23 protein-coding genes are annotated in these 20,564 nt (G+C 67.3%); 8 read left to right on the top strand and 15 right to left on the bottom strand.

Annotated elements, in window-relative coordinates; all coding sequences use genetic code 11:
* Positions 1-54 precede the first annotated feature (54 nt).
* The 10 genes from BN1263_RS15060 to BN1263_RS15105 all read right to left on the bottom strand — a co-directional run bounded on the left by BN1263_RS15060 (position 55) and on the right by BN1263_RS15105 (position 8,568).
* Positions 55-591 (bottom strand): cytochrome b, encoded by a 537-nt coding sequence (locus BN1263_RS15060; RefSeq protein ID WP_058982264.1) that lies wholly within the window; start codon positions 589-591, stop codon positions 55-57.
* Positions 588-1,691, bottom strand: a complete 1,104-nt coding sequence (locus BN1263_RS15065; protein WP_058982266.1) for a catalase family peroxidase — start codon at positions 1,689-1,691, stop codon at positions 588-590. Before BN1263_RS15065 ends, BN1263_RS15060 begins: the two co-directional genes overlap by 4 nt.
* 135 nt (positions 1,692-1,826) lie before the next feature.
* Entirely contained in the window at positions 1,827-3,194 is a 1,368-nt protein-coding gene (locus BN1263_RS15070) for a leucyl aminopeptidase family protein (protein ID WP_019661811.1), read from the bottom strand.
* 3 nt (positions 3,195-3,197) lie between these two features.
* Positions 3,198-3,917, bottom strand: coding sequence for an HAD family hydrolase (locus tag BN1263_RS15075; protein WP_058982268.1), 720 nt, complete (start codon positions 3,915-3,917; stop codon positions 3,198-3,200).
* A gap of 72 nt (positions 3,918-3,989) precedes the next feature.
* Positions 3,990-4,457 (bottom strand): hypothetical protein, encoded by a 468-nt coding sequence (locus BN1263_RS15080; protein ID WP_032961458.1) that lies wholly within the window; start codon positions 4,455-4,457, stop codon positions 3,990-3,992.
* Positions 4,458-4,548: 91 nt separating this feature from the next.
* On the bottom strand, positions 4,549-5,658 hold the full coding sequence (locus BN1263_RS15085; protein ID WP_058982270.1) for an AI-2E family transporter: 1,110 nt from the start codon (positions 5,656-5,658) through the stop codon (positions 4,549-4,551).
* A 67-nt stretch (positions 5,659-5,725) separates the two neighbouring features.
* Complete coding sequence (locus BN1263_RS15090) at positions 5,726-6,193, bottom strand: hypothetical protein (RefSeq protein WP_058982272.1); 468 nt, start codon at positions 6,191-6,193, stop codon at positions 5,726-5,728.
* Positions 6,190-6,660: a phage holin family protein gene (locus BN1263_RS15095; RefSeq protein ID WP_019661806.1), complete on the bottom strand. Its 471-nt coding sequence runs from the start codon at positions 6,658-6,660 to the stop codon at positions 6,190-6,192. The genes BN1263_RS15090 and BN1263_RS15095 overlap by 4 nt, the downstream gene beginning before the upstream one ends.
* A gap of 8 nt (positions 6,661-6,668) precedes the next feature.
* Positions 6,669-7,034 (bottom strand): hypothetical protein, encoded by a 366-nt coding sequence (locus tag BN1263_RS15100; protein ID WP_010486932.1) that lies wholly within the window; start codon positions 7,032-7,034, stop codon positions 6,669-6,671.
* 100 nt (positions 7,035-7,134) lie between these two features.
* Positions 7,135-8,568, bottom strand: coding sequence for a Do family serine endopeptidase (locus BN1263_RS15105; RefSeq protein WP_019661805.1), 1,434 nt, complete (start codon positions 8,566-8,568; stop codon positions 7,135-7,137).
* Between the two features lie 489 nt (positions 8,569-9,057).
* Between BN1263_RS15105 and BN1263_RS15110 the strand changes: the two genes are divergently transcribed.
* Both BN1263_RS15110 and BN1263_RS15115 read left to right on the top strand, forming a co-directional pair.
* A complete protein-coding gene (locus tag BN1263_RS15110; protein ID WP_058982276.1) occupies positions 9,058-9,918 on the top strand; it encodes a hypothetical protein in 861 nt (286 codons plus the stop codon).
* 106 nt (positions 9,919-10,024) lie between these two features.
* Positions 10,025-10,717, top strand: coding sequence for a hypothetical protein (locus BN1263_RS15115; RefSeq protein WP_010486925.1), 693 nt, complete (start codon positions 10,025-10,027; stop codon positions 10,715-10,717).
* Between the two features lie 15 nt (positions 10,718-10,732).
* Here the strand turns inward: BN1263_RS15115 and BN1263_RS15120 are convergent, their stop codons facing one another.
* Both BN1263_RS15120 and BN1263_RS15125 read right to left on the bottom strand, forming a co-directional pair.
* Positions 10,733-11,092, bottom strand: coding sequence for a DUF1428 domain-containing protein (locus tag BN1263_RS15120; RefSeq protein WP_058982278.1), 360 nt, complete (start codon positions 11,090-11,092; stop codon positions 10,733-10,735).
* Positions 11,093-11,183: 91 nt separating this feature from the next.
* The gene (locus BN1263_RS15125) at positions 11,184-13,586 is read right to left on the bottom strand and encodes a S9 family peptidase (protein WP_058982280.1); all 2,403 of its coding nucleotides are present in this window, start codon (positions 13,584-13,586) and stop codon (positions 11,184-11,186) included.
* A 209-nt stretch (positions 13,587-13,795) separates the two neighbouring features.
* Here BN1263_RS15125 and BN1263_RS15130 point away from each other — a divergent pair, with 209 nt between their 5' ends.
* Together BN1263_RS15130 and BN1263_RS15135 are read left to right on the top strand one after the other, a co-directional pair.
* Positions 13,796-14,368: an OmpO family porin gene (locus BN1263_RS15130; protein WP_021204739.1), complete on the top strand. Its 573-nt coding sequence runs from the start codon at positions 13,796-13,798 to the stop codon at positions 14,366-14,368.
* Between the two features lie 191 nt (positions 14,369-14,559).
* Positions 14,560-15,237, top strand: coding sequence for a response regulator (locus tag BN1263_RS15135; RefSeq protein ID WP_058982290.1), 678 nt, complete (start codon positions 14,560-14,562; stop codon positions 15,235-15,237).
* 6 nt (positions 15,238-15,243) lie between these two features.
* Here BN1263_RS15135 and BN1263_RS15140 read toward each other — a convergent pair whose 3' ends face one another.
* Positions 15,244-15,633, bottom strand: coding sequence for a DUF6165 family protein (locus BN1263_RS15140; RefSeq protein WP_080398841.1), 390 nt, complete (start codon positions 15,631-15,633; stop codon positions 15,244-15,246).
* 178 nt (positions 15,634-15,811) lie between these two features.
* On the opposite strand from BN1263_RS15140, the gene BN1263_RS15145 reads away from it, so the two are divergent.
* Positions 15,812-16,510, top strand: coding sequence for a TorF family putative porin (locus tag BN1263_RS15145; RefSeq protein WP_058982292.1), 699 nt, complete (start codon positions 15,812-15,814; stop codon positions 16,508-16,510).
* On the opposite strand, the gene BN1263_RS15150 is transcribed toward BN1263_RS15145, so the two are convergent.
* Positions 16,507-17,655: an MFS transporter gene (locus BN1263_RS15150; RefSeq protein WP_194445614.1), complete on the bottom strand. Its 1,149-nt coding sequence runs from the start codon at positions 17,653-17,655 to the stop codon at positions 16,507-16,509. The two genes, BN1263_RS15145 and BN1263_RS15150, sit on opposite strands and share 4 nt — an antisense overlap.
* A 143-nt stretch (positions 17,656-17,798) precedes the next feature.
* On the opposite strand from BN1263_RS15150, the gene BN1263_RS15155 reads away from it, so the two are divergent.
* Positions 17,799-18,686: a LysR family transcriptional regulator gene (locus tag BN1263_RS15155; RefSeq protein WP_058982284.1), complete on the top strand. Its 888-nt coding sequence runs from the start codon at positions 17,799-17,801 to the stop codon at positions 18,684-18,686.
* Here the strand turns inward: BN1263_RS15155 and BN1263_RS15160 are convergent.
* Complete coding sequence (locus BN1263_RS15160; protein WP_058982286.1) at positions 18,655-19,122, bottom strand: YehS family protein; 468 nt, start codon at positions 19,120-19,122, stop codon at positions 18,655-18,657. The two genes, BN1263_RS15155 and BN1263_RS15160, sit on opposite strands and share 32 nt — an antisense overlap.
* A gap of 84 nt (positions 19,123-19,206) precedes the next feature.
* On the opposite strand from BN1263_RS15160, the gene BN1263_RS15165 reads away from it, so the two are divergent.
* Positions 19,207-19,695 carry a hypothetical protein gene (locus BN1263_RS15165; RefSeq protein WP_058982288.1) on the top strand — a complete coding sequence of 163 codons (489 nt, stop codon included), beginning with the start codon at positions 19,207-19,209 and terminating at the stop codon, positions 19,693-19,695.
* 99 nt (positions 19,696-19,794) lie between these two features.
* Positions 19,795-20,547 (top strand): SDR family NAD(P)-dependent oxidoreductase, encoded by a 753-nt coding sequence (locus BN1263_RS15170; protein WP_021204746.1) that lies wholly within the window; start codon positions 19,795-19,797, stop codon positions 20,545-20,547.
* The last annotated feature ends 17 nt before the right edge of the window (positions 20,548-20,564 follow it).

Genomic DNA, 20,564 nt, shown 5'->3' on the forward strand with positions numbered 1-20,564 from the left:
GACACCCCTCCGCGGTCGCGGAAACAATCCGCCGGGAACGCCCGGCGAATCCTATCAATTCTTCCCGCGCGCCATCGCCTGGAACACGCCATCCCGCCGCACCCACAAATGGAACAGCGCCGCCCCCACATGCATCAATACCGTGGCGAACAACACATACGCCAACAGGCTGTGCGCATTACGCAACGCGGCATACAGCGCCGGGGTATGCGGCACGATCGGCGGCAGGTGCAGGCCGCCCCACAGCACGATCGGGTAGCCACCGGCCGACAGCATCGCCCAGCCGATCAGCGGCATCGCCAGCATCAGCGCGTACAACATCCAGTGCGAGGCCTTTGCTGCCAGCACCTGCCAGGCGGGCAGGTCGGAAGGCAGCGGCGGCGGGCGGTGGCGCAGGCGGTTGTAAAGGCGCAGTAGCACCAGTACGCCGATGGCGATACCCAGTGGGCGGTGCAGATCGATCAGCATCGGCCGCAGATGCAACGAGGCGACCATGGTCACGCCGACGAACAGCATGGCGATGATCATCAGCGCCATGGACCAGTGCAGCACCCGCGCCAGCAGGTTGAAGTGGCCGTTGCCGGTGTTCATCGTGCGGCCTCCTTCGGTTGCTCGACATTGCCGCTGGCGCGCTCGCGTTCGCGACGGTTGAAGGACTGCGAATACACCGCCGAGCGGGCGGCCAGGATCGGATCGTCACTGCCGCGCACGCCGCTGGGCAGGATCAGCGGATCGAAGTTGATCTGACCGCAGACACCCTGTTCCTGCGACTGCATGCGGTCCACGCTGAGTACGCCCGCCACTACCTGGTCACGCGACTCGGGCCATGGCACCGACGGATCATCGATGGCATCGCCGGGCTCGGCGGTGGTCACGACCAGGTTCCAGCGCACCGGGCCGTTGGCCAGGCGCTGCTGCAGTTCCTGGCTGAGGAAATCGACGCTGGCCTGCTTGCGCGTTTCCGCATCCATCTCCACCACCGGCGCCTGCGGCTGCCAGCGCCAGCGCACCGCGCGCTTCTGGCCCTGCGCATTGGTGAACCAGAAGCTGTTGACGCTGTTGAAGGTGGTGTCGGCCCAGCTGCTGGTCCACGGCGCCGTCTTGGCCCACTGCTGGAAGGCCTGCGCACTGGGGTACTTCGCCAGCACCGCAGCCATCTTCTGCGGGTCGGGCTTGCCGGTGGCCGGGTCGGGAATGGAAGCGCGGGTCTGCTCGTAGAACGCCTCGGCGCTGGGCACCGCGAAGAACGGGAAGCTGTTCATCGCCATGCGCCATTCCTGCCCATCATCGCTGACCATCTGCACCGCGAGGCTGCGCACGCGTGCAGTGTTGTCGGCGCCGTACGGGTCGCCGCCGCCGATCGACAGGCGGCCCATCACCGGCACGCGGCGCTGCGAGAACACCCGTGCACTGGACAGGGTGCGGGCCTGCGCACTGGGTTCGAACCAGCCGCTCACGCAGATGCCCTTGCTGTGCGCGCGGCGGAAGCCCGGGTGGGCCGGGCCGGTGGCCTCGATGGTATCGGTGAAGCGCTGCGCGGTGAGGCGGTTTCCAATCCAGCCGGCCAGCCAGGCGAAGGCCAGCGCGACGGCACCCAGAATGAGCGCGATCAGTGCGATCCAGAGCAGCGGCGAATGCCTGCGCGGTGCGCCCGCCGTCTGGCCGGCACGGGTGTAGCGGAAGAGCGACATGGTCGGAGTCCTGCCTTCACGGAGCGTGTGGGTGGTCGACCCACACATCCTCGCAGAACCCTTCCAGGCCCGGTATTCAAATTTTCGTCAAGTTTGCCGGGGACGGCGTGCCGACCAAGGTCGGCACCCACCCGATCAGCTGTAGCGCGCCTTCAGCATCGCCCACGCCGAACGCAGGGCCAGCGCCTCGCCACCGGCCGGACGGCCCGGGCGTTCGCCGTCGTTCCAGGCGTACACGTCCAGATGCGCCCAGCGCTGGCCGTCTTCCAGGAAGCGCTCCAGGTACAGCGCGGCGGTCACCGAGCCGGCCATGCGCGAACCGGCGTTGGCCAGGTCGGCGATGCCGCTGCTCAGGTAGCGCAGGTAAGGGCGCCACAGCGGCATGCGCCAGACCGGGTCGCGGGTCGCGTCACCGGCCTGCAGCCACTGCTGGGCCACCGTGTCATCGTTGCTGAAGAGCGCTGGCAGATCCGGGCCCAGTGCGATGCGCGCGGCACCGGTGAGGGTGGCGAAGTCCAGCACCAGGTCCGGCTTCTGCTCACCGGCGAAGGTCAATGCGTCGCACAGGATCACGCGGCCTTCGGCGTCGGTGTTGTCGATCTCCACGCTCAGGCCCTTGCGGGTGGCGATCACTTCACCCGGGCGGAACGCCTCCGGACCGATCGCGTTTTCCACCGCCGGCACCAGCAGGGTCAAACGTACCGGCAGCCCGCGTGCCATCACCAGGCCGGCCAGGGCCAGCGCATGCGCGGCGCCGCCCATGTCCTTCTTCATGTTGCGCATGCCGTCGGCCGGCTTGATGTCCAGGCCGCCGGTATCGAAGCAGACGCCCTTGCCGACCAGCACCAGCGACGGATCGGTGTCCTTGCCCCAGCGCAGCACCACCAGACGCGGCGCGCGGTGCGATGCGCGGCCCACGGCGTGGATGGCCGGGAAGTTCTGCTTCAGCAGTTCGTCACCGGTGATCGCCTCGACCTGCGCGCCGTGCGCAGCGGCCAAGGCGCGGGCAGCGTCTTCCAGCTGCTGCGGGCCCATATCTTCGGTGGGAGTGTTGACCCAGTCGCGCACGCGCAGGCTGGCGGTGATCAGGTCGGCCACCTCGCCGGTCGGCGCGGCTACCAGTTGCGCCGGTGCGCGGTGGCGCTTGCGGTAGCGGTCGAAGCGGTAGCTGCCCAAGCCCCAGCCCAGCTGCAGCAGCGCCTGTTCGGCGGCCGGCAGTTCGTTGGCCAGCTGCCACACGCTGCCTTCCGGCAGGGCATGCGGGGCATGCGAATAGCTGTAGGCATCGGCGCGATCACCCACACCGATCACCGCTCCGGACAGGCCATCGGCGCCGGGCAGCAACGCCGTGGTGAAGGCACCGGCGGTGAAGCCCTGCGATGCCAGCCAGGCCTGGGTAGCGGCCGGTTGGCCGTCCTTCCAGGCGGCGAACTGCTCGCGGTCCAGCACGTACAGCGGCAGCGCTGCGGCGGTGTCGGCAGTGAAACCAGTGATCTCGCTCATGCGTCAGGTACTCCGGAGTGCGGCGGCGTCGAGGTTGGCATCCAACCAGTCGGCCAGGCCGGTGAGGGTGTCGAACTGCAGGTCCGGCTGCAGCTGCGGATGGGTCCAGGTGGCTGCCTCGCGGTTGATCCAGCACCCGCGCAGGCCGGCGGCAATCGCCCCGGCCACGTCCATGTCGGCATGATCGCCGACGTGCAGTACCTGTGCCGGCGCGACACCCAGTCGGGTGCAGGCAGCGTGGAAGATGCTGGCTTCGGGCTTGGCCGCGCCGTGTTCGCGCGCACCCAGCTGGAAGGCGAAATGATGGGCCAGGCCGACCCGTTCCAGGTCGGCATTGCCGTTGCTCAGCGCCGCCACCGGAACCCGCGCGGCAATCCGTGCCAGTGCATCGATCGCATCGGGATAGCACTCCACCTGGTTGCGTGCGGCGTAGAACACTTCATACGCAGGCTCCAGCAGATCGAGGCTGGCACCGCTGGTGTGCAGTGCTTCGTGCAGGGTCAGCCGGCGCAGCGCACTCAGGTCGTGGTGGAGGTGCGGATGGGCGTGGTACAGCCGCTCGCGCAGTTCGCGCATCGCCTCCACCGAATACATCGCGGCGGTAGCGGGGCTGTGTTCGCACATCCAGGCGTGCAGGACCTGTTCGATGCGGGCGCCGATCGGAGCAAACGGCCACAGCGTGTCGTCAAGGTCGAGGGTGATGGCTTGGACGGGGAAATTCACCCCGCCATTCTACCCCTGCCCGCGCGGGCTTTCATGCGACGTGGCGGGCGGGGGCACTGTGGCTGGGCCGGGTCAGCGCAGGTTGTACGAGCAGGCGATGGTGGTCTGGCCGTCGAACTGCTGCACGTCCAGGTTGTGCCGGCCAACTTCCTTCGTGTAGGTGCCTGCTACCGGGTCGGACATCTTCGCCAGTGCCGCGACCTGTTCCACACTGGCCGAGCTGAAGTACGCGGTGAAACTGTCGATGCCATCCTCGCCGCTGTCGCCGTCATAGGACTGCAGCCGGTTCACGGGCTGGCCCAGCACCATCAAGGGCGTGGTCAGCCGGAACTCGCCGCTGGATTCGCCGTCCTGCGCCCTTGCCGGGGCCGGTGCCAGCATCCGGGCCATGGCGTCGAACTGCATGGGCGTGAGGTGCCGCTTGCAGGTAACCGCCTCAGCAAGCTGGGTGCGCGCCTGATCGGCAGTCGGCGGTGTCGCGGCGAACGCGGGAGCGGCAATGCAGGCCAAGGCAAGGCAACGCGTGGCGAGAGAGTTCATCCGAGCGGATCCATCCGGGTAGGGCGCCATAGTCTGCCACTTCGTCCCTGTTTCTGGTTCCGCCACCTGCGTCCATCCGTTGTTGATGCCCTCACTCCAGCAGGCGTGCCCAGCCCTGCATGCCGTCCAGGCGTGCCAGCACCAGCTTGATGCACACCAGCAGCGGCACCGCCAGCAGCAGCCCGATCATGCCCCAGGCCCAACCGAACACCATCAGCGCCAGGATCAGCACCAGCGGCGACAGCTTCATCCGACGGCCCAGCACGATCGGGGTCACCATCTGCCCTTCCAGTGTGTGCAGGCCCAGGTAGGCGGCTGCGGGCAGCAGGGCCTGCAGCGTGTCGCGGAACTCGACGAAGCCCATCAACAGCATCAGCGCCACGCCGATCAGCGGACCCACATACGGCGCAAAATTCAGCAGCGCGGCCACCGTGCCCCACAGCAGCGCTTCCTGCAGGCCGATACCGAGCAGCATCAGCACGCCGGCGAACACCAGTCCGACCAAGGTGTTGATCACGCTGATGGTCAGCACGTAACGCGAGACCTCGCGTTCGATCGAACGCAGGATGTCCGTAGTGAAGCGCTGCTGCTGGCGGTTGGGGAACAGGGCGATCGCCGCGCGCTGCAGGCTCTGCCCGTAGATCATGAAGAACAGCGTCAGCAGCACCACGGCCAACACCGAGGCAGCCAGCCGCGGTGCACGGGTCAGCATGCGGTAGGGGTCGTCGAGCTGGGTGCGGATCACCTGCACCTTGTGGTTGCTGTCACCGCCGGCCACACGGGCGAAGTTTTCCGCCGCCTGGTTGGCCTGCTGCACCGGCTTGGTCAGGTTCTGCACCTGGCGGGCGACCTTGCGCAGCTGCTGCGGTGCTTCCTGCGCCCATTCCATCGCCGGTCCGATCAGTTGCACGGCCAGCGAACCGGTCACGCCCAGGCCCGCACCGAGGATCAACAGCGCGCCCAGCGCGCGCGGGATCCACAGCTTCTGCAGCAGGCGCAGAATGGGATTGCCGACCAGCGCGAAGAACATCGCAAGCAGCACCGGCAGGATGATGTCCTGCGCCGCCCATAGCGTATAGCCCACGGCCAGGGTCGCCAGCACCACCAGCGACATCGGTCCGCGTGGGCGCGACGGGGGCGGCAGCGGTGCCTCGGATGCGTCGTGGCCGGCCGGTGACGGGGACAGGGAGGACTCGCTCATCGACGCATCAGCCGGAAGGGGGAGCGCATTATCCGCCGGCCGCGACCGGCGCGGCGGATTCCAGGGATCAACGTTCGGACAGCTCGGTGGCCGCCTCGGCCGGGCGCGGTTCGCGCAGGTCCGGTTCCGGCTCCGGCTCCGGCACAGCTCGCGCTGCCGCTGCGGGCCGTGCGTCAGCGGCGGAGGCCGCTGCGTGTGCCTGTTCGCTGGCATCGCCGGCTTCTTCGGCCGCATCGTCGGCGGTGGCCGCCGCCTGCGCCGCCATCGCCGTGGCGAACGCCGCCTGCGCACTGGCGAACAGGTTCGAGACCGAACCCACCATCTGCAGCCAGCGCGCACCGTTGACCTTGCCCGGCATTTCCAGCTTGCCGGCAATGAAGCCACCGGCCAGGCCCACTACCACGATGCGTAGTGGCGACCAGCCCTGGCGCCAGACCTGGCCGAGCGTGGACCAGTGGTCCTGGGTCTCGACCAGACGCACGGTTACCACCTGTTCGCAGCGCTTCACCCGACGCTGCAGCGCACCGAACTTCATGGCTTGCCCTCTGGCAGCTCCACATCGGCATCGGGGTCGTCTTCGCTGGGCTCGTCGAACAGGCCCAGGCGGGACAGCTGGCGCCGGGTGGCGTGCATGCCGGTGTGGTGGAAGAAGTAGGACACCCGCCAGATCGCATAACCGGTGACGGCCAGGCTCAGCAGCGAGGTGATCAGCAGTGCCTGCAGCCAGCTCAGGCCCCAGCTTTGCAGCAGCGCGATAAGGGTGGCGGCCATCAGAAGCCAGGCCGACGCACCAAATACGATCGCCACGCCGGCCCAGGCCAGCGCGCGGCCGAAGGCACTGCGTGCCAGCGCGAAGTCGGCCGAGGCCAACCGGCGCAGCGAACGCAGCGAGTGCTTGGCCGAGTCGGCAGCGGCACGACCGGCCGCGCCGACCTGGCGGATGCTCTCATCCAGCGGCGGGGTAGCCGCCGGATCAGGGGCTTGCGCGTTGTCTTCGCTCACGCCGCGGCTTACTTGTCGCTGCTGCCGCGGGCCAGCTTGGCGATGATCCAGCCGGCAGCGAAGGCAACACCGAATGAGGCCAGCGGACGCTCACGGATCAACTCGGCGGCGCTGTCGATCAGGTCCTTGCCCTTGTCCATCAGCGCATCGACCTGCTCCTTGGCGGCGGCACCACCAAACTCGGCAGCGGCCAGGCCGGACAGTGCGCTGTCGGACAGTTCAGCCTTGACGTTGGCCTTGCCGATGCGCAGTTCGTCGGTCGCGGCACCGGTGGCGCCCTTGATCGCACCGCCGGCGGCGCTGGCGGCCTGCTTCAGGTGGGAACCGGCTTCACCCAGGTGTTCCTTCAGGTTCTCGGTATTGGTGGGGCTCATCGAATCACTCCTGTTGCGATGGGGGAACGGCGTCGGCGGTGCCGACCTGGACTGACAGCAATAGCATTGCCGGGGTATAGGGGGTGTTACGGCAGGGCGATCAGCGCATCACGAGCTGGCCCTGCTGCTGGCCGTTGTTGCGCAGCACGCGCACCACCAGGGTCGGCGGGCGTTGCTGGAAGTTGGCGCGCCAACTGGCCAGGTCGGCGAATTCGCCCACGGTGGCGTCGGTGATGATGTCGCCCTGCTGCAGGCCGTTGCTGGCAGCGCGGCTGCCGCGCTTGACCTCGCTGACCAGCACGCCGCCGACACCGGATTGGCGCAGTGACTCGGGCAGGTCGACGAAGGTCGCACCGGTCAGGCGCGGGTCCAGGCTCTCACCGGTGACCGCGCGCGCCTGTTCCTTCAGTGTCGCCTTGATCTGCAGTGGCTTGCCTTCGCGGCGTACGTCCAGCGTCATCGCGCTGCCGACGGCCGCCAGGCCTTCCACGTTGTGCAGGGCCTCGGCGCTGTCCACGCGCTGGCCGTTGGCCGACACCACCACGTCGCCCGGCTTCAGCCCGGCTGCGGCGGCGGCCGAACCGGCCAGCACGCGGGTGATCAGCGCACCGCGGGTTTCGCCCAGGCCCAGGCCCTGCGCGATCTGCGCGGTCAGGTTCTGGCTTTCCACGCCCAGCGTGCCGCGCACCACCACGCCGTGCTTGACCAGCTGGTCGACCACGCTGCGCGCCAGGTTGGAAGGAATCGCCAGGCCCAGGCCGATGTTGCCGGCCATGCTGCCCTGCGGGTTGAAGCTGGCGGTATTGATGCCGACCAGCTGGCCCTGCAGGTCGACCAGCGCGCCACCGGAGTTGCCCGGATTGATCGACGCATCGGTCTGGATGAAGTTCTGGTAGCCCAGCCCGCGGATGCCGCTGCGGCCCACCGCCGAAACGATACCCGAGGTAACGGTCTGGCTGAAGCCGAACGGGTTGCCGATGGCCACCACGAAGTCGCCTACGCGCAGCTGGTCGCTGTTGCCGAGCTTGATGTCGGTCAGGTTCTGCGCCGGGATGCGGATCAGCGCGATGTCGGTATCGCGGTCCGAGCCGAGGAACTCGGCCTTGACCGTGCGCCCGTCCGCCAGTGTCACCTGTACGTCATCGGCGTTGTCGATGACATGGTGGTTGGTCAGCACCAGCCCCTCCTTGGCGTCGATGATCACGCCCGAGCCCAGCGATTCGTTGATGCGTTCCTGTGGGATGTCCGGGAACAGGCGGCGGAAGAACGGGTCGTTGAAGAAGGGGTTGCGCACGCGCACCACCTGCTTGGTGTTGACACTGACCACCGCCGGCATTGCCTTTTCCAGCATCGGTGCCAGCGACGGTACCGCCTGACCGGCCACCGAAGCCGGCAAGGCCGCCGTGGTCGGCAACACCGCCGGCAGCGGCGCGGCGTCGGCACGGTTGTCCATGTGGGCATTGATGCCGGTGGCAACGAAGCCACCGAAGGCGGCGGCGATTGCGAGCGTGAGCAGGGTAGGAAGCGGTCGCATGGGAGTCGGTTCGCTGGCGTGGGTGGGGGCGGTACGGCCCTACGGTAGAACAAGCTGAATGAGTGTGTCGCGATATGGATAAATGCGCCATGAAAACGCCATGCCCGGAACCCGGACCAGCATCCCTACCGTGGGCCGCAGGCGGCAACGCCGGAGGTTCCTCGCACTGTGCCGACGTCTGCCCAAGCGCGTGGGTATGCGGCCGATGCTTGCGCAGTTCTGCGCATCCCGATGCCGCGATGCGCCATATCGCATGCCTTTCGCTACGTCCGGGCGGATGTGCGCACGCAGCCCCTGCCGCTGCCCGCATCGTGCGGCGCAGCACTGAAAAAAAGGGGTTTCCCGTCAACACATCGTACTCGCGAGGGTACCCGACTACACCATTGCCGTCGCATCAGATGCGATTGCTCGTGCGTGCCCCGTTCCACGATCGTCAATGTCGGTATAGCATCGCCCCGTTTTGATACTTAAGGCCCCCAGGAGGGCAACATGAGCAACGGTAATGGTGTGTCGGTCGTGACCGACGCCGTCGAGAACGTCAAAGAAACCGCCACCAACGTTGGCGAGACCATCGCCCACGCTGCCGAAGACGCAGTGCAGTCGGTCAAGAAGACCGTCAAGCGCGCGACCAAGGCTGCCGGTACCCGCGTTGCCAAGGCCAAGAAGGCCGTGGCCAAGGTCGAGAAGACCGTTGCCAAAAAGGCCGAGAAGGCCGCCAAGTCGGTCGGCAAGACCGTTGCCAACGCCAAGAAGAAGCTGGAAGCGGCCAAGAAGAACGCCAAGGCCGAAGCCGCTGCCCTGAAGAAGGAAGTGGCCAAGAAGAAGGCATCTGCAGGCAAGGCTGTGACCAAGAAGGCCGCCGCTGCCAAGAAGACCACCAAGGCCGCCACCAAGGCTGCCGGCAAGAAGGTCGCTACCGTGAAGAAGGCCGCCACCAAGAAGGCTGCCGTCGCCAAGAAGACCGTTGCCAAGAAGACCGCGGCCGCCAAGAAGGTTGTCGGCAAGAAGGTCGCTACCGCCAAGAAGTCCGTGGCCAAGAAGACCGTCGCCGCCAAGAAGGTTGCTGGCAAGAAGGCCGTGGCTGCGAAGAAGGTTGTCGGCAAGAAGGTTTCCGCCACCAGGAAGGTCGCCACCAGGAAGACCACGGCCGCCAAGAAGGTTGTCGGCAAGAAGGCTGCCGTCGCCAAGAAGGCCGTCGGCAAGAAGACCGCCGCTGCCAAGAAGGCAGTGGGCAAGAAGGTTGCCGCCACCCGCAAGACGGTTGCCAAGAAGGCTGCGCCGCTGAAGAAGGTCGCCGCCAAGAAGGCTCCGGCCAAGAAGGCCGTGCGCAAGGTCGCCAAGCGCAAGTAATCGCGCCGTGACCGAAGGCCCTGCCACCCCCGGGTGGTGGGGCCTTTCGCGTTTCAGGGACACGGTCTGGAGCAAGATGCAGGTTCTTCCTGCTGGAGCCCCGGGCATGCGCGGTATTGACTTCAGTTCCTGGCAGGGCGTGCTGTCCACCTTGGCCGGCCTGGTCCTGATCACCCTGCTGGGCGTGGGCATCCGCCTGCTGGTGATGCAGACCCTGCAGCAGCGCCGCGAGCGCGAGAACCGGCAGATCAACGAACGGCTGCGCACGCTGATGGCGGCCTACAAGACCCTGGGCGGTTCGTTCACCGGCGAACTGGGTGTGGATCCCAGCCATCGCCGTGACCTTCGCCAGCGCGAAGATGCCGAAGGCATCGCCGAGCCCCGCTCGGATCGCGCGCGCCGCATCCGTGATGCCGTGGAAGCGGCGTTGTCGGACATCCTGTTGCTGGGCACCGACGAACAGGTGCGGTTGGCTGCGCGCGCTGCCAATGAACTGGCACAGGGGCGGCCGGTACATACCCACGAACTGGTGGTCTCGCTGCGCGACTTCGTGCGTGAAGCGCTGGACCTGGCGCCGATTCCGGCCGACCTGCAGATACCGCCGCAGGGGCCGACCCGGCCGGGTGGCGCCAGTGGCGGCGGCAAGGGCCGCAACGAGGGCGATGCCAAAGGCGGTCGTGCGGGTGGAGGAGGTGGCGGTGGCGGAATGGGCGCTGGCATGGGGGGTGTCGGCCTCGGCGCCGGCGCCGCACTGGGCGCCGGCCATGCGTCTGCCAGCGATGAAACGGACGCGCGCTGAGCACGTCCGCCCGGTTCAGCGGGCCAGTTCGTAGATCGGCACGAAGCCGCCGCAGATCATCCGCGCACCGTCAAACGGCATCGGATTCTTCGTTGGATCAAACCGCGGGTCTTCCATCATCTTCTTCATGCCGGCGTCGCGGGTCGATTTGTCGGGCCATTCGATCCAGGAAAACACCACCGTCTCGTCCGGCGTGGCTTTCACCGCGCCGAAGAAATCGGTGGTCTTGCCGTGCGGCACGTCATCGCCCCAGCACTCCACCACGCGCAGTGCGCCGTACTCGATGAAGACCGGATCTCCTGTGCGTGCATGGGCGAGGAACTTCTCCTTGTTGGCGGTGGGAACCGCCAGGACGAAACCATCGATGTAGCTCATTGCCAGCCTCCGGATGGACCGTGCCACATGCACGGCCTTCAAGTACACGACGAACCAGCGCGGCGGGGATCGACATCCCGCGTACGCCTGTTCAGCCCGAGCCACCCGGGAGCGGGGCCAGCGCCGTATCCGGTGGCTGCTGGCCGGCCAGGTGGCGCACGAAGTAGTCCCACATGCGGTGCGTATAGGTGGCGTCGTTGCGGAACAGTTCGTGGTCCTGTCGAGCCAGGTACAGCAGGTCGTAGCGACGCTGGGCCTTGTTCAGGGCCGCGGCCAGCTGCAGGGTCAGCGCGGGCGGCGCGTTCTCGTCCAGTTCGCCATAGACCAGCAGCAGATGCCCGCGCAGGTTGCTGGCCAGCGCCGCATTGTCGAGACCGGCAAAGGGCGCCGGCACGCCATCGGCCATGGCTGTAGCTGGCACAACGCCACCGAACAGCCGGTCCATGCCGTGCAGGGCGCCGCCGTACATGCCCTGGAAATTGTGGCTGCCGGCCGAGGCCACGGCCACCCTGTAGAACGCGGGGTAGCGCAGCAGGGCACGCGCCGCGCTGTAGCCGCCGAACGAATGCCCATAGATGCCGACCCGCTGCAGGTCGATGCCCGGGTAGCGTTCGCCCAGCTGGCGCAGCGCGGCCACATGGTCATCCAGCTGCACATCGGCGCCGTGAAGGAAGCTGCTGTCATGGAAGGCCTTGTCGCGGCCACCGGTGCCGCGCGCATCGATGCTGACCACCATGAAGCCGAGTTCGGCAAGGCTGGCGCGGGATACCGGGTTCAAGGCAGACACCGCCTCAGCGTAGGTCACCGGCGCATTGCTGATGAAGGAACCACCGTACATCGCGTCGATCACCGGGAAGCTGCCATCATCGCGATAGTCACGAGGCAGGTAGACGGTGGCGAAGATCGGCGTGCGCCCATCGGCGGCCAGCAGCCGCTCGCGCCGTGGTGGGCGCCAACCGGCAGCAACGATTGCGCTGTCATCGGCCGTTTCCAGCACCATCACTTCACGGCCGTCATCGCTGGCCCGCAGCACGGTGCGTGGTGGCTGGTCGAGACGGGAAACGGTATCCACCAGATGGCCGCCGCCAGGCGACAGCGCCTGCGGCGCGCGTGCCCCGAACAGCGCGCCGGTACCGGCATCGGCCATGTGGTCGTTGCCATCGGCGGCCAGGCGCTGGATCGGACCGCCCTGCAGCGATACCCGGTACAGGCCGCGCACATAGGGGTCGCCACCGTCGACGCCACCGGCGCTGAAGTACGCCCAGCCACCCGCAGCGTCCACACCCAGCAGGTCACGCACCACCCATTTGCCGCGGGTGAGCTGGCGCAGCACTTTGCCGTCGGACAGGCGCACCCGGTACAGATGGCCCCAGCCATCGCGCTGCGAGAACCACACGGCGGTGTCCTGCCCGGGCAGGATGGCCACCGCGGGCCGGTTGTAGGAATACACGTTGAGCTGCAGGCGAGTGTCGCTGGCTTCTTCCAGAACCGTACGCAATGCACCGCTGTTGGCATCGATCTCCACCAGGCGCAGCCTGCGCGGTGTGCCGAAGTGCGCGATCACGGCATACAACCGATCACCGTCCCAACCCAGGATGCCGGCCTCGCTGAGCGTGTTCCAGCCCTCGGGCAGCGCGACGTCATGCTGCCTGCCGCTGGGGATATCGATCACATACAGGCTGTCGCGTACCTGCTGTGCATCGCCCAGCACCCCCAGCTTCACGGTATGCACGCGCGGCCGCGCGCTGTGGGTCGGGCTGCTTTCCAGATAGGGATAGTCCTGCAGCGCGCGTTCGTCGTAGCGGATGCCGGCTGCGTAACGGCCATCGGGTGACCAGCTCACCGCAAACGGTCGTGTCGGCATCCGGCCCTGACGGCGTGGAATGCCGCGCAGGGTGAAGTCCGGCAGTACGCCATAGCCATGCCCAGCTTCACCGCCCTGGGTCAGTAGCTGCGGCGCCGCTCCAGAGCGCTGCAGCCACAGGTTGTGGTCGCGTACCTGCAGCCAGGCATCACCGCCGGGCGACGGCAGTGCATCAGCCGACGGCAACGCCTGTTGTGCGGCCGTGCACTGCAGGCGTGGCCATTGGCAGTTGATCTCCGCCTCGCCGTTGAACTGCAGGCGCAGGCCATCATCCAGTACCTGCACGTTGTTCAAGCGCAGGCGTGGCCCGCTGGCACCCAGAGGTGCAACTGCGGCGTCCAGCGCATCGGGTTCGAACAGGATCTGGCGCGTAGCCTGGATTGGATCGACCAGTATCGCCTGGCGCCGGCCCTGTGTGTCTTCGCGTTCGTACCAGAAGCGCCCATCGGCCACCCAGTGGGGCAGGACCGATGCATTGCGCAGCGCACCGCGCAGATGACTGTCATGCACGCGTTCGGCGCGCTGGTAGTCAGCCGCCTGCAGCGCGTGCGCGGCATGGATCGGAAACAGGGAAGCGCAGGCCAGGAGGGCGGCGCGAACAGGCATCAGCAGCGGATCGGAAACGTGCAAGGCAACCTCCTGTTGCAGTCGGTGCGGATGACAAATGCACGCGCGCCGCGCGCGTATGCCAGAGACAGCCTGAATCAAGCCAGAAAATTCAGCAATGCGAAGACCGCTGTTTTCAGGGAGCGTTGTGGCGAATAACGGAGAATTTACATTCCCGATGCGATGGCGCTCTGGCGCTGCTGCACACCATAAGAAAGTAAAGGTGTACCCCCATGAAGAATTCGCTGATTGCTCTGGCCCTGGCCGCTGCCCTGCCGTTCACCGCCTCGGCTGCTGAGAACCTGTCGTACAACTATGCCGAAGCCGACTACGCCAAGACCGACATCGATGCGTTCAAGGCCGACGGCTGGGGCGTGAAGGGCTCGTACGGCTTCCTGCCGAACTTCCACGCCTTCGGTGATTACAGCCGCCAGGAAATCGATCACACCAACATCAAGCTGGACCAGTGGAAGATCGGCGCCGGCTACAACGTTGAAATCGCTCCGACCACCGACTTCGTTGCTCGCGTTGCCTACCAGAAGCGCGACCAGAAGCACGGCCTGGACTTCAACGGCTACAGCGCTGAAGCCGGTATCCGCACCGCCTTCGGTGCCCACGCCGAAGTCTACGGCATGGTCGGCTACGAAGATTTCTCGAAGAAGCACGGCATCAATCCGGAAGGCCAGTGGTACGGCCGCCTGGGTGGTCAGGTCAAGCTGAACCAGAACTGGGGCCTGAACGGCGAGCTGAAGATGAACCGCGACGGCGACAAGGAATACACCGTCGGTCCGCGCTTCAGCTGGTAATCGCACACTCGGCGCGCCTGCGCGCTGAAGATGCCTCGACAGGCCCGGCTCACGCCGGGCCTGTTGCGTTGTGGGGACCCGAAACCGCAGCTGAGCATGTTCCGGGGGCACTGCTGCGTTGCAATAAATTGGATTCCGCTGCTCCCGGCGCGGCCCTACGGTGGGCACTTCGCACCGTCGGATCCATGGTGATGCCACCTGCCGTTCCCGCTCTGCCCCTCGATCGGCCCCGCCGCTTGGCAATGCTTGCGCCGCATCCCGTGCTGCGTCTGGGGGTGGAGGTGGTGCTTTGCCAGCACGGTGGCGTACAGGTCTGCGGCAGCTTCACCCGCGAAGCTGATCTGCTCGATCTGCTGCAGCGCCAGCCGGATGGCATCGACCTGCTGCTGATCGACCTGCTGGCGCCCTATGGTCTCGAACAGGGCCTATCCCTGTTGCGGCTGTTGTCGCGGCGCTGGCCGCTGCTGCCGGTGCTGGTGCTGTCTGCGCACTGCAATGCCAGCATGGTGACCATGGCGATGCAGGCCGGCGCGCGCGGCTTTCTGTCAAAGGGAACCACGCCGGCGATGCTGCGGCGCGCGGTGGAGGTACTGGCCCGTGGCGGCCGCTTCGTGCCCCCCGAGCTGCGCACGCAGTTGAACCGATCACGCATGCGGCGCACACCGGCGCCGGTGCTGACGCCCTTGAGCCGACGTGAGCGCGAGGTGCTCCGGCTGGTCCTGCAGGGCTGCACCACCGGGGAGGTGGCGCGGCGCTTCGGGCGCACGGCCAGTACGGTCAGCACGCAGAAGCGGACGGCCTACGAGAAGCTGGGCATCCACAGCGATGGTGAGCTGTTCCGCATCCGGCACCTGCTCGAATGCGGATGAGCGGGCTTACTCGCCCTGGTACTGCTTCTCTTCCACCAGGGCCGAACCGGCCACGCGGTTGATCTCGTTCTTCACCTGCACGCGCTCGCCATTGGTGCCATAGACACCGCGTGCCAGCTGGATGAAGGCATCGTCGAACACCTGGGCCGCTTCCTTGTCGCGCAGCTGGTCCTGGATGTCCCACATGCGCTCGTTGATCGCCTTCAGCTGCTGCTTCAGCGCGGCCAGCGCCGGCTGAGCCTGCAGCTGCTGCTGCAGCAACGGCAGCAGGCCGTCCAGTTCGGTGCGCACGTTGCTCAGCTTGGCGGCATCGTCGATGCGCTCGGCCTTGATCTCGAGAATGGTGATCTTGTCGATCAGCTCGCCGATCGATACCGGGGTCAGGATGGCGTCCACGCGGTTGGTTCCTGGAAACAGGGCGCCATGATACCGCGCCGCTGGCATGTGGCCCCGATCCATGGGATTTACGCCGAATTTGCGCCGCGGGCCCGGGCGTACCCTCGATCCGTTACGGCCACCGCCTCGACACTGCGTTCCCGGCGGCGTGACCGCCTTCGACGAGGAACACAGTGCAGTGAACAGCAAGGGGATGATGGCGGCGGTGGTGGCCGCCCTGGCAGGGCTGCTCGGGATCGGCAGCGCGCAGGCACAGGTACAGGTCAGTGGCAGTGCGGCGTTGACCAGTGACTACGTGTGGCGTGGCAGCTCGCAGAGCGACGGCGACCCGGCGGTGCAGGCGGGTGCGAAGGTTTCGATCCCATCGGGTTGGTACGCCAGCGTGTGGGGCTCCAACGTTTCGTTCAAGCCGGACAATGGCGCGCGCAGCGAGTTCGACCTGGTGGCCGGCTGGTCCGGTGCGCTGGCCCCGGACTGGACACTGGAAGCCAACCTGACCCGCTACATGTACCCGGGCACCGGCCGCGCGCTGGACTGGACCGAACTCAACACCACGGTGAGCTGGAAGCAGCGCGCCTGGTTGCAGGTCGCCCATTCCAACGATGCGTTGGCCGGTGGCCATCGCGGTACCTACGCCCAGCTGGGTGTGCGTGTGCCGCTGCACGAACGCGTCCGCCTGGAAGCGGCGGTGGGCCAGTACTGGCTGGCCACCGCGCAGGGCCCGGACTACCTGCATGGGCAGCTCAGTGCCATTGCCACGCTGGCCCCGGCATGGGAGCTGCGTGCCACCGTGCATGACACCGACAGTGCGGCCAAGCGCCTGTTCCCGGGCAATGCCGGTGGACGATGGGAGCTGGCGCTGCAGGGCAGTTTCTAGTCGGCCACCGAGGCCTGGCGCGCACGCAGCGCGCCGGGCAGCCACAGCAGCAGGGCCAGCACCGCCACCGCAGCACCGGCCACGCAGACGCCGGTCCAGCCGAAGCGCTGGTAGACCTGCGCCGACAGCAGCGAACCCAGCGAACCGCCGATGAAGTAGCCGGTCATGTAACCGGCATTGAGGCGGTTGCGCGCTGCCGGTTGCAGTGCATAGATCAGGTTCTGGTTACTGACGTGCAGCAGCTGCGCGGCCAGGTCCAGCACCACCACGCCGACCAGCAGCGCCAGCAACGAGTGGGCCGACAGCCCCAGTGGCAGCCACGAGAGCAGCAGCAGCGCCAGCGCGATGGCGGTAGCACGCCCGGTCTGGCCACGGTCGGACATGCGGCCGGCCAGGCCGGCCGCCAGCGTGCCGGCCGCGCCGACCAGCCCGAACAGGCCGATGGTGGCGTCGCTGTAGGCATACGGCGGCTGTGCCAGCAGGAACGCCAGTGGCGTCCAGAAGATCGCGAACATGGCGAAGCTGCAGGCGCCCAGCAGCGTGCGCTGGCGCAGCACCGGTTCCTGCACGAACAGCACGCCGATCGAGCGCAGCAATGCGAAGTAGCCAAGGCCGGCGCTGTGGTGGAAGCGCGGCAGGCCGCGCTGCAATGCCAGTGCGGTCAGCACCAGGGTGGCAGCGGCGATCGCGTACACCAGGCGCCAGTCGCCCAGGCTGGAAAGCAGGCCGGCCACGGTACGTGCCAGCAGGATGCCCAGCAGCAGGCCGCTCATCAACGTGCCGACCACGCGACCGCGATGTTCCGGCGCGGCCAGCGTGGCCGCGAACGGCACCAGCACCTGGGCGACCACGGAGAACAGGCCGGTGATCGCGGTGCCCGCCAGCAGCCAGGCCAGCGACGGCGCACAGGCACTGATCACCAGCCCGCCGGCGGACAACAGGCTCATCACCACGATCAGGCGCCGGCGTTCGAACAGGTCTCCCAGCGGCACCAGTAGGATCAGTCCGGCGGCATAGCTCAGCTGCGCGGCGGTGACCACCATGCCGACCTGGCCGAACGGCACACCGAAGGCATCGGCAATGGTATGCAGCAGTGGCTGCGCATAGTAGTTGCTGGCCACGGCCACGCCGGTGGCGACCGACATCAGCAGCACCTGCCAGCGGTGCAGGGGGGGGAGGGACGGACTCACGCGGTATTCCACAAAGCGGGGTGCACAGTGTCCGCCTGCTGCGACCATGATGGAAATGAATCATCATCATCCATGCCATCTGGAAACGAGATAGCTGGATGAATCTCAAGCAGCTCGAATTTGCCGTCGCCCTGGCCGAAGAGGGCAATTTCACCCGTGCCGCCGAACGCTGCCACGTGGTGCAGTCCGCGTTGAGCCACCAGATTGCCTACCTGGAGCAGGAACTGGGCACGCCGCTGTTTGAACGCCTGCCGCGCCAGGTACGGGCGACGGCGGCCGGTGAGGCGCTGCTGGTGCACGCACGCCAGGTGCTGGCCAGCCTGCGCCACCTGCGCGCTGACGTGGCCGCGGTGAGTGGCGAGGTGCGTGGCCTGCTGGCGATCGGGCAGATTTCCTCGCTGACCGGCATCGACGTGGTGGCGATGCTGGCAGCCTTCCAGCAGGCGCACCCGCAGGTGGAGTTCCAGCTGCGGGTGGACAAGAGCGAGGATCTGATCGCGCAGGTGCAGTCGCGTGAATTGGACGTGGCACTGGTGGGGTTGGCGCCCTCGGCCGGCCTGGACGGGGTCTGCCACCAGATGCTGCAGGAAGAAGACCTGGTGGCGGTGCTGGCGCCGTCGCACCGCCTGGCCCGGCGCAAGCGGCTGCCCTTGACCGAACTGCAGGATGAAGCGCTGGTCGACTTCCCGCGCGGCACCGGTGCGCGGCGGCAGACCGACGATGCCTTCGCCGCCGCCGGCCAGCCGCACGCGGTCCGCTTCGAGGTCAACCTGATGGAACTGGTCGAGCGCTTCGTCCGCCATGGGCTGGCGGTCGGCATCGTGCCGGCGTTGATTGCCGAAGGCTTTCAAGGCGTGGTGCGGATTCCGCTGCAGCCGACCCCGACCCGCCGCGTGCACCTGGTCTGGCAGCGGCTGCCGACACCGGCGGCGCGGGCGTTCGTCGAGGCCGTGCTCAGCCGCGCAGGCGCAGGCTCAGGCCCTTGAGGAAGTTGCGCAGCATCTGGTCCAGGCAACGCCGGAAGTTGGCGTGCCCGGGTTGGCGGAACAGTGCGCCCACTTCCGACTTGGAGACATTGAAACCGGCGCTGGCGAAGATCTCCATCAGATCGACGTCGCGCAGCTGGAACGCCACGCGCAGCTTCTTCAGCACCAGGTTGTTGTCGATGCGGGTCTCCACCGCCCGCAGCGGCTGGTTCTCGTCGCGACCGCGCAGGTGCACGATCAGGCCATCGAGGAAGTGCGCCAGCGCGCTGTCGCTCATCGCCTCGAAACCGGCTTCGTCCTCGCGGCGCAACCAGGCCTTCACCTGCTCGGTCTCCACGGCGAAGGCCGGGTCGGCCATCTGGCACAGGGCCACCACGTGGTGGTCGCCCAGGTCCAGGGAGTAGCGCACGCTGCGCAGGACATCATTGTTGATCATGGTCCAATTGTAGCGGCCCCTGGCGTGTCACCGGAGTGTCATCGAACTGCAGCATCGTGGGCACTCGTTCGCTGAGACCCTTGCATGCGCCGGTATCTGTTTTCCGCACTGCTGCTCGTCAGCAGCTTCGCTGCCTTCGCCCAGGCCCGCTTCGTACCCGTCGAGCGGCGCCTCAGTGCATCCCAACTGGCCGAGGTCGGGCTCAGTCCAGCGCAGTTGCAGGCACTGAACCGGGTACTGCGCGAGGCAGAGCGCGCGGCCACCGGGCCGACGGCAGCGGTGACCCCCGCCGCTGCGCCGCTGCCTGCCAATGTGCCGGCACCGGCAGCAATGCATCTGGGCCTGGAAGAAGGACCGGTCAATGCACGCGTGGTCGGAGAGGTCGCAGGCTGGCAGCCCGGCACGCTGTTCACCCTTGATAACGGCCAGCAATGGCAGGTGATGAAGGGGCAGATGAAGCTGCGCAAGGTGCTGCAGTCGCCGCAGATCGCCGTTGTTCCAGGAATTGCCGGGCGCTGGTTCCTGCAGGTCGACGAAGACCTGCCCAAGGCCCGGGTATTCCGCGTGCGCTGAGCCGCGCACGCCTCGGGCGTGGTCAGCCGGCATCGGCAACGCAGGGGCGGGCCGACGGTGCCAGAATGGGCGTCCGGTTTTTCCCCCTGGAGTTGCCTGATGACCCGCACTGTCCTGATTACCGGCGCCACGTCCGGCTTCGGCGCCGCCGCCGTCCACCGCTTCGCCCAGGCCGGGTGGAAGGTGATCGCCACCGGCCGCCGCGGCGAACGTCTGCAGCCGCTGGTCGAGCGCTACGGCAAGGACGTGGTTCACGCCGCCGCCTTCGACATCCGCGATCCGGTGGCGATGGAGGCGGCCCTGCTGGCACTGCCGCCTGCGTTCGGCCAGATCGATCTGCTGGTCAACAACGCGGGCCTGGCACAGGGCACCGCGCCGGCACAGAGCGCCAAGCTGTCGGACTGGACCACGATGATCGACACCAACATCACCGCGCTGGTGACCTTGACCCATCGCCTGCTGCCGCAGCTGGTGGAGCGCAAGGGCGCGATCATCAACATCTCGTCGGTGGCCGGCGTCTACCCGTACCCGGGTGGCAACGCCTACGGTGGCACCAAGGCCTTCGTCAGCCAGTTCTCGCTGGGCCTGCGTTCGGACCTGCACGGCACCGGCGTGCGCGTGACCACGATCGAGCCGGGTATGGCTGAAACCGAGTTCACCGTGGTGCGTACCCATGGCGACCAGGCGGCATCGGACAAGCTCTATACCGGCGCCAACCCGATGACCGCTGAAGACATCGCCGAACAGATCTTCTGGGTGGCCAGCCTGCCGCCGCACCTGAACATCAATCGCCTGGAGCTGATGCCGGTCAGCCAGTCCTTCGCCGGTTTCCAGGTCGCCCGCGAAGGCTGACGGTCGTCTGTAGAGTC

Origin of the sequence: Stenotrophomonas thermophila, from assembly GCF_001499715.1 — a bacterium.
Classification (GTDB): Bacteria; Pseudomonadota; Gammaproteobacteria; order Xanthomonadales; family Xanthomonadaceae; genus Stenotrophomonas; species Stenotrophomonas hibiscicola.

Bases quoted from the DNA above. Each gene is read 5' to 3' on its own strand.
- BN1263_RS15155 (WP_058982284.1), top strand. From the start codon at position 17,799: ATGAATCTCAAGCAGCTCGAATTTGCCGTCGCCCTGGCCGAAGAGGGC.
- BN1263_RS15150 (WP_194445614.1), bottom strand. From the start codon at position 17,655: ATGTCGGTCGCCACCGGCGTGGCCGTGGCCAGCAACTACTATGCGCAG.
- BN1263_RS15060 (WP_058982264.1), bottom strand. From the start codon at position 591: ATGAACACCGGCAACGGCCACTTCAACCTGCTGGCGCGGGTGCTGCAC.
- BN1263_RS15080 (WP_032961458.1), bottom strand. From the start codon at position 4,457: ATGAACTCTCTCGCCACGCGTTGCCTTGCCTTGGCCTGCATTGCCGCT.
- BN1263_RS15100 (WP_010486932.1), bottom strand. From the start codon at position 7,034: ATGAGCCCCACCAATACCGAGAACCTGAAGGAACACCTGGGTGAAGCC.
- BN1263_RS15090 (WP_058982272.1), bottom strand. From the start codon at position 6,193: ATGAAGTTCGGTGCGCTGCAGCGTCGGGTGAAGCGCTGCGAACAGGTG.
- BN1263_RS15130 (WP_021204739.1), top strand. From the start codon at position 13,796: ATGAAGAATTCGCTGATTGCTCTGGCCCTGGCCGCTGCCCTGCCGTTC.
- BN1263_RS15165 (WP_058982288.1), top strand. From the start codon at position 19,207: ATGCGCCGGTATCTGTTTTCCGCACTGCTGCTCGTCAGCAGCTTCGCT.
- BN1263_RS15120 (WP_058982278.1), bottom strand. From the start codon at position 11,092: ATGAGCTACATCGATGGTTTCGTCCTGGCGGTTCCCACCGCCAACAAG.
- BN1263_RS15115 (WP_010486925.1), top strand. From the start codon at position 10,025: ATGCGCGGTATTGACTTCAGTTCCTGGCAGGGCGTGCTGTCCACCTTG.
- BN1263_RS15110 (WP_058982276.1), top strand. From the start codon at position 9,058: ATGAGCAACGGTAATGGTGTGTCGGTCGTGACCGACGCCGTCGAGAAC.
- BN1263_RS15070 (WP_019661811.1), bottom strand. From the start codon at position 3,194: ATGAGCGAGATCACTGGTTTCACTGCCGACACCGCCGCAGCGCTGCCG.
- BN1263_RS15085 (WP_058982270.1), bottom strand. From the start codon at position 5,658: ATGAGCGAGTCCTCCCTGTCCCCGTCACCGGCCGGCCACGACGCATCC.
- BN1263_RS15065 (WP_058982266.1), bottom strand. From the start codon at position 1,691: ATGTCGCTCTTCCGCTACACCCGTGCCGGCCAGACGGCGGGCGCACCG.
- BN1263_RS15160 (WP_058982286.1), bottom strand. From the start codon at position 19,122: ATGATCAACAATGATGTCCTGCGCAGCGTGCGCTACTCCCTGGACCTG.
- BN1263_RS15105 (WP_019661805.1), bottom strand. From the start codon at position 8,568: ATGCGACCGCTTCCTACCCTGCTCACGCTCGCAATCGCCGCCGCCTTC.
- BN1263_RS15135 (WP_058982290.1), top strand. From the start codon at position 14,560: ATGCCACCTGCCGTTCCCGCTCTGCCCCTCGATCGGCCCCGCCGCTTG.
- BN1263_RS15170 (WP_021204746.1), top strand. From the start codon at position 19,795: ATGACCCGCACTGTCCTGATTACCGGCGCCACGTCCGGCTTCGGCGCC.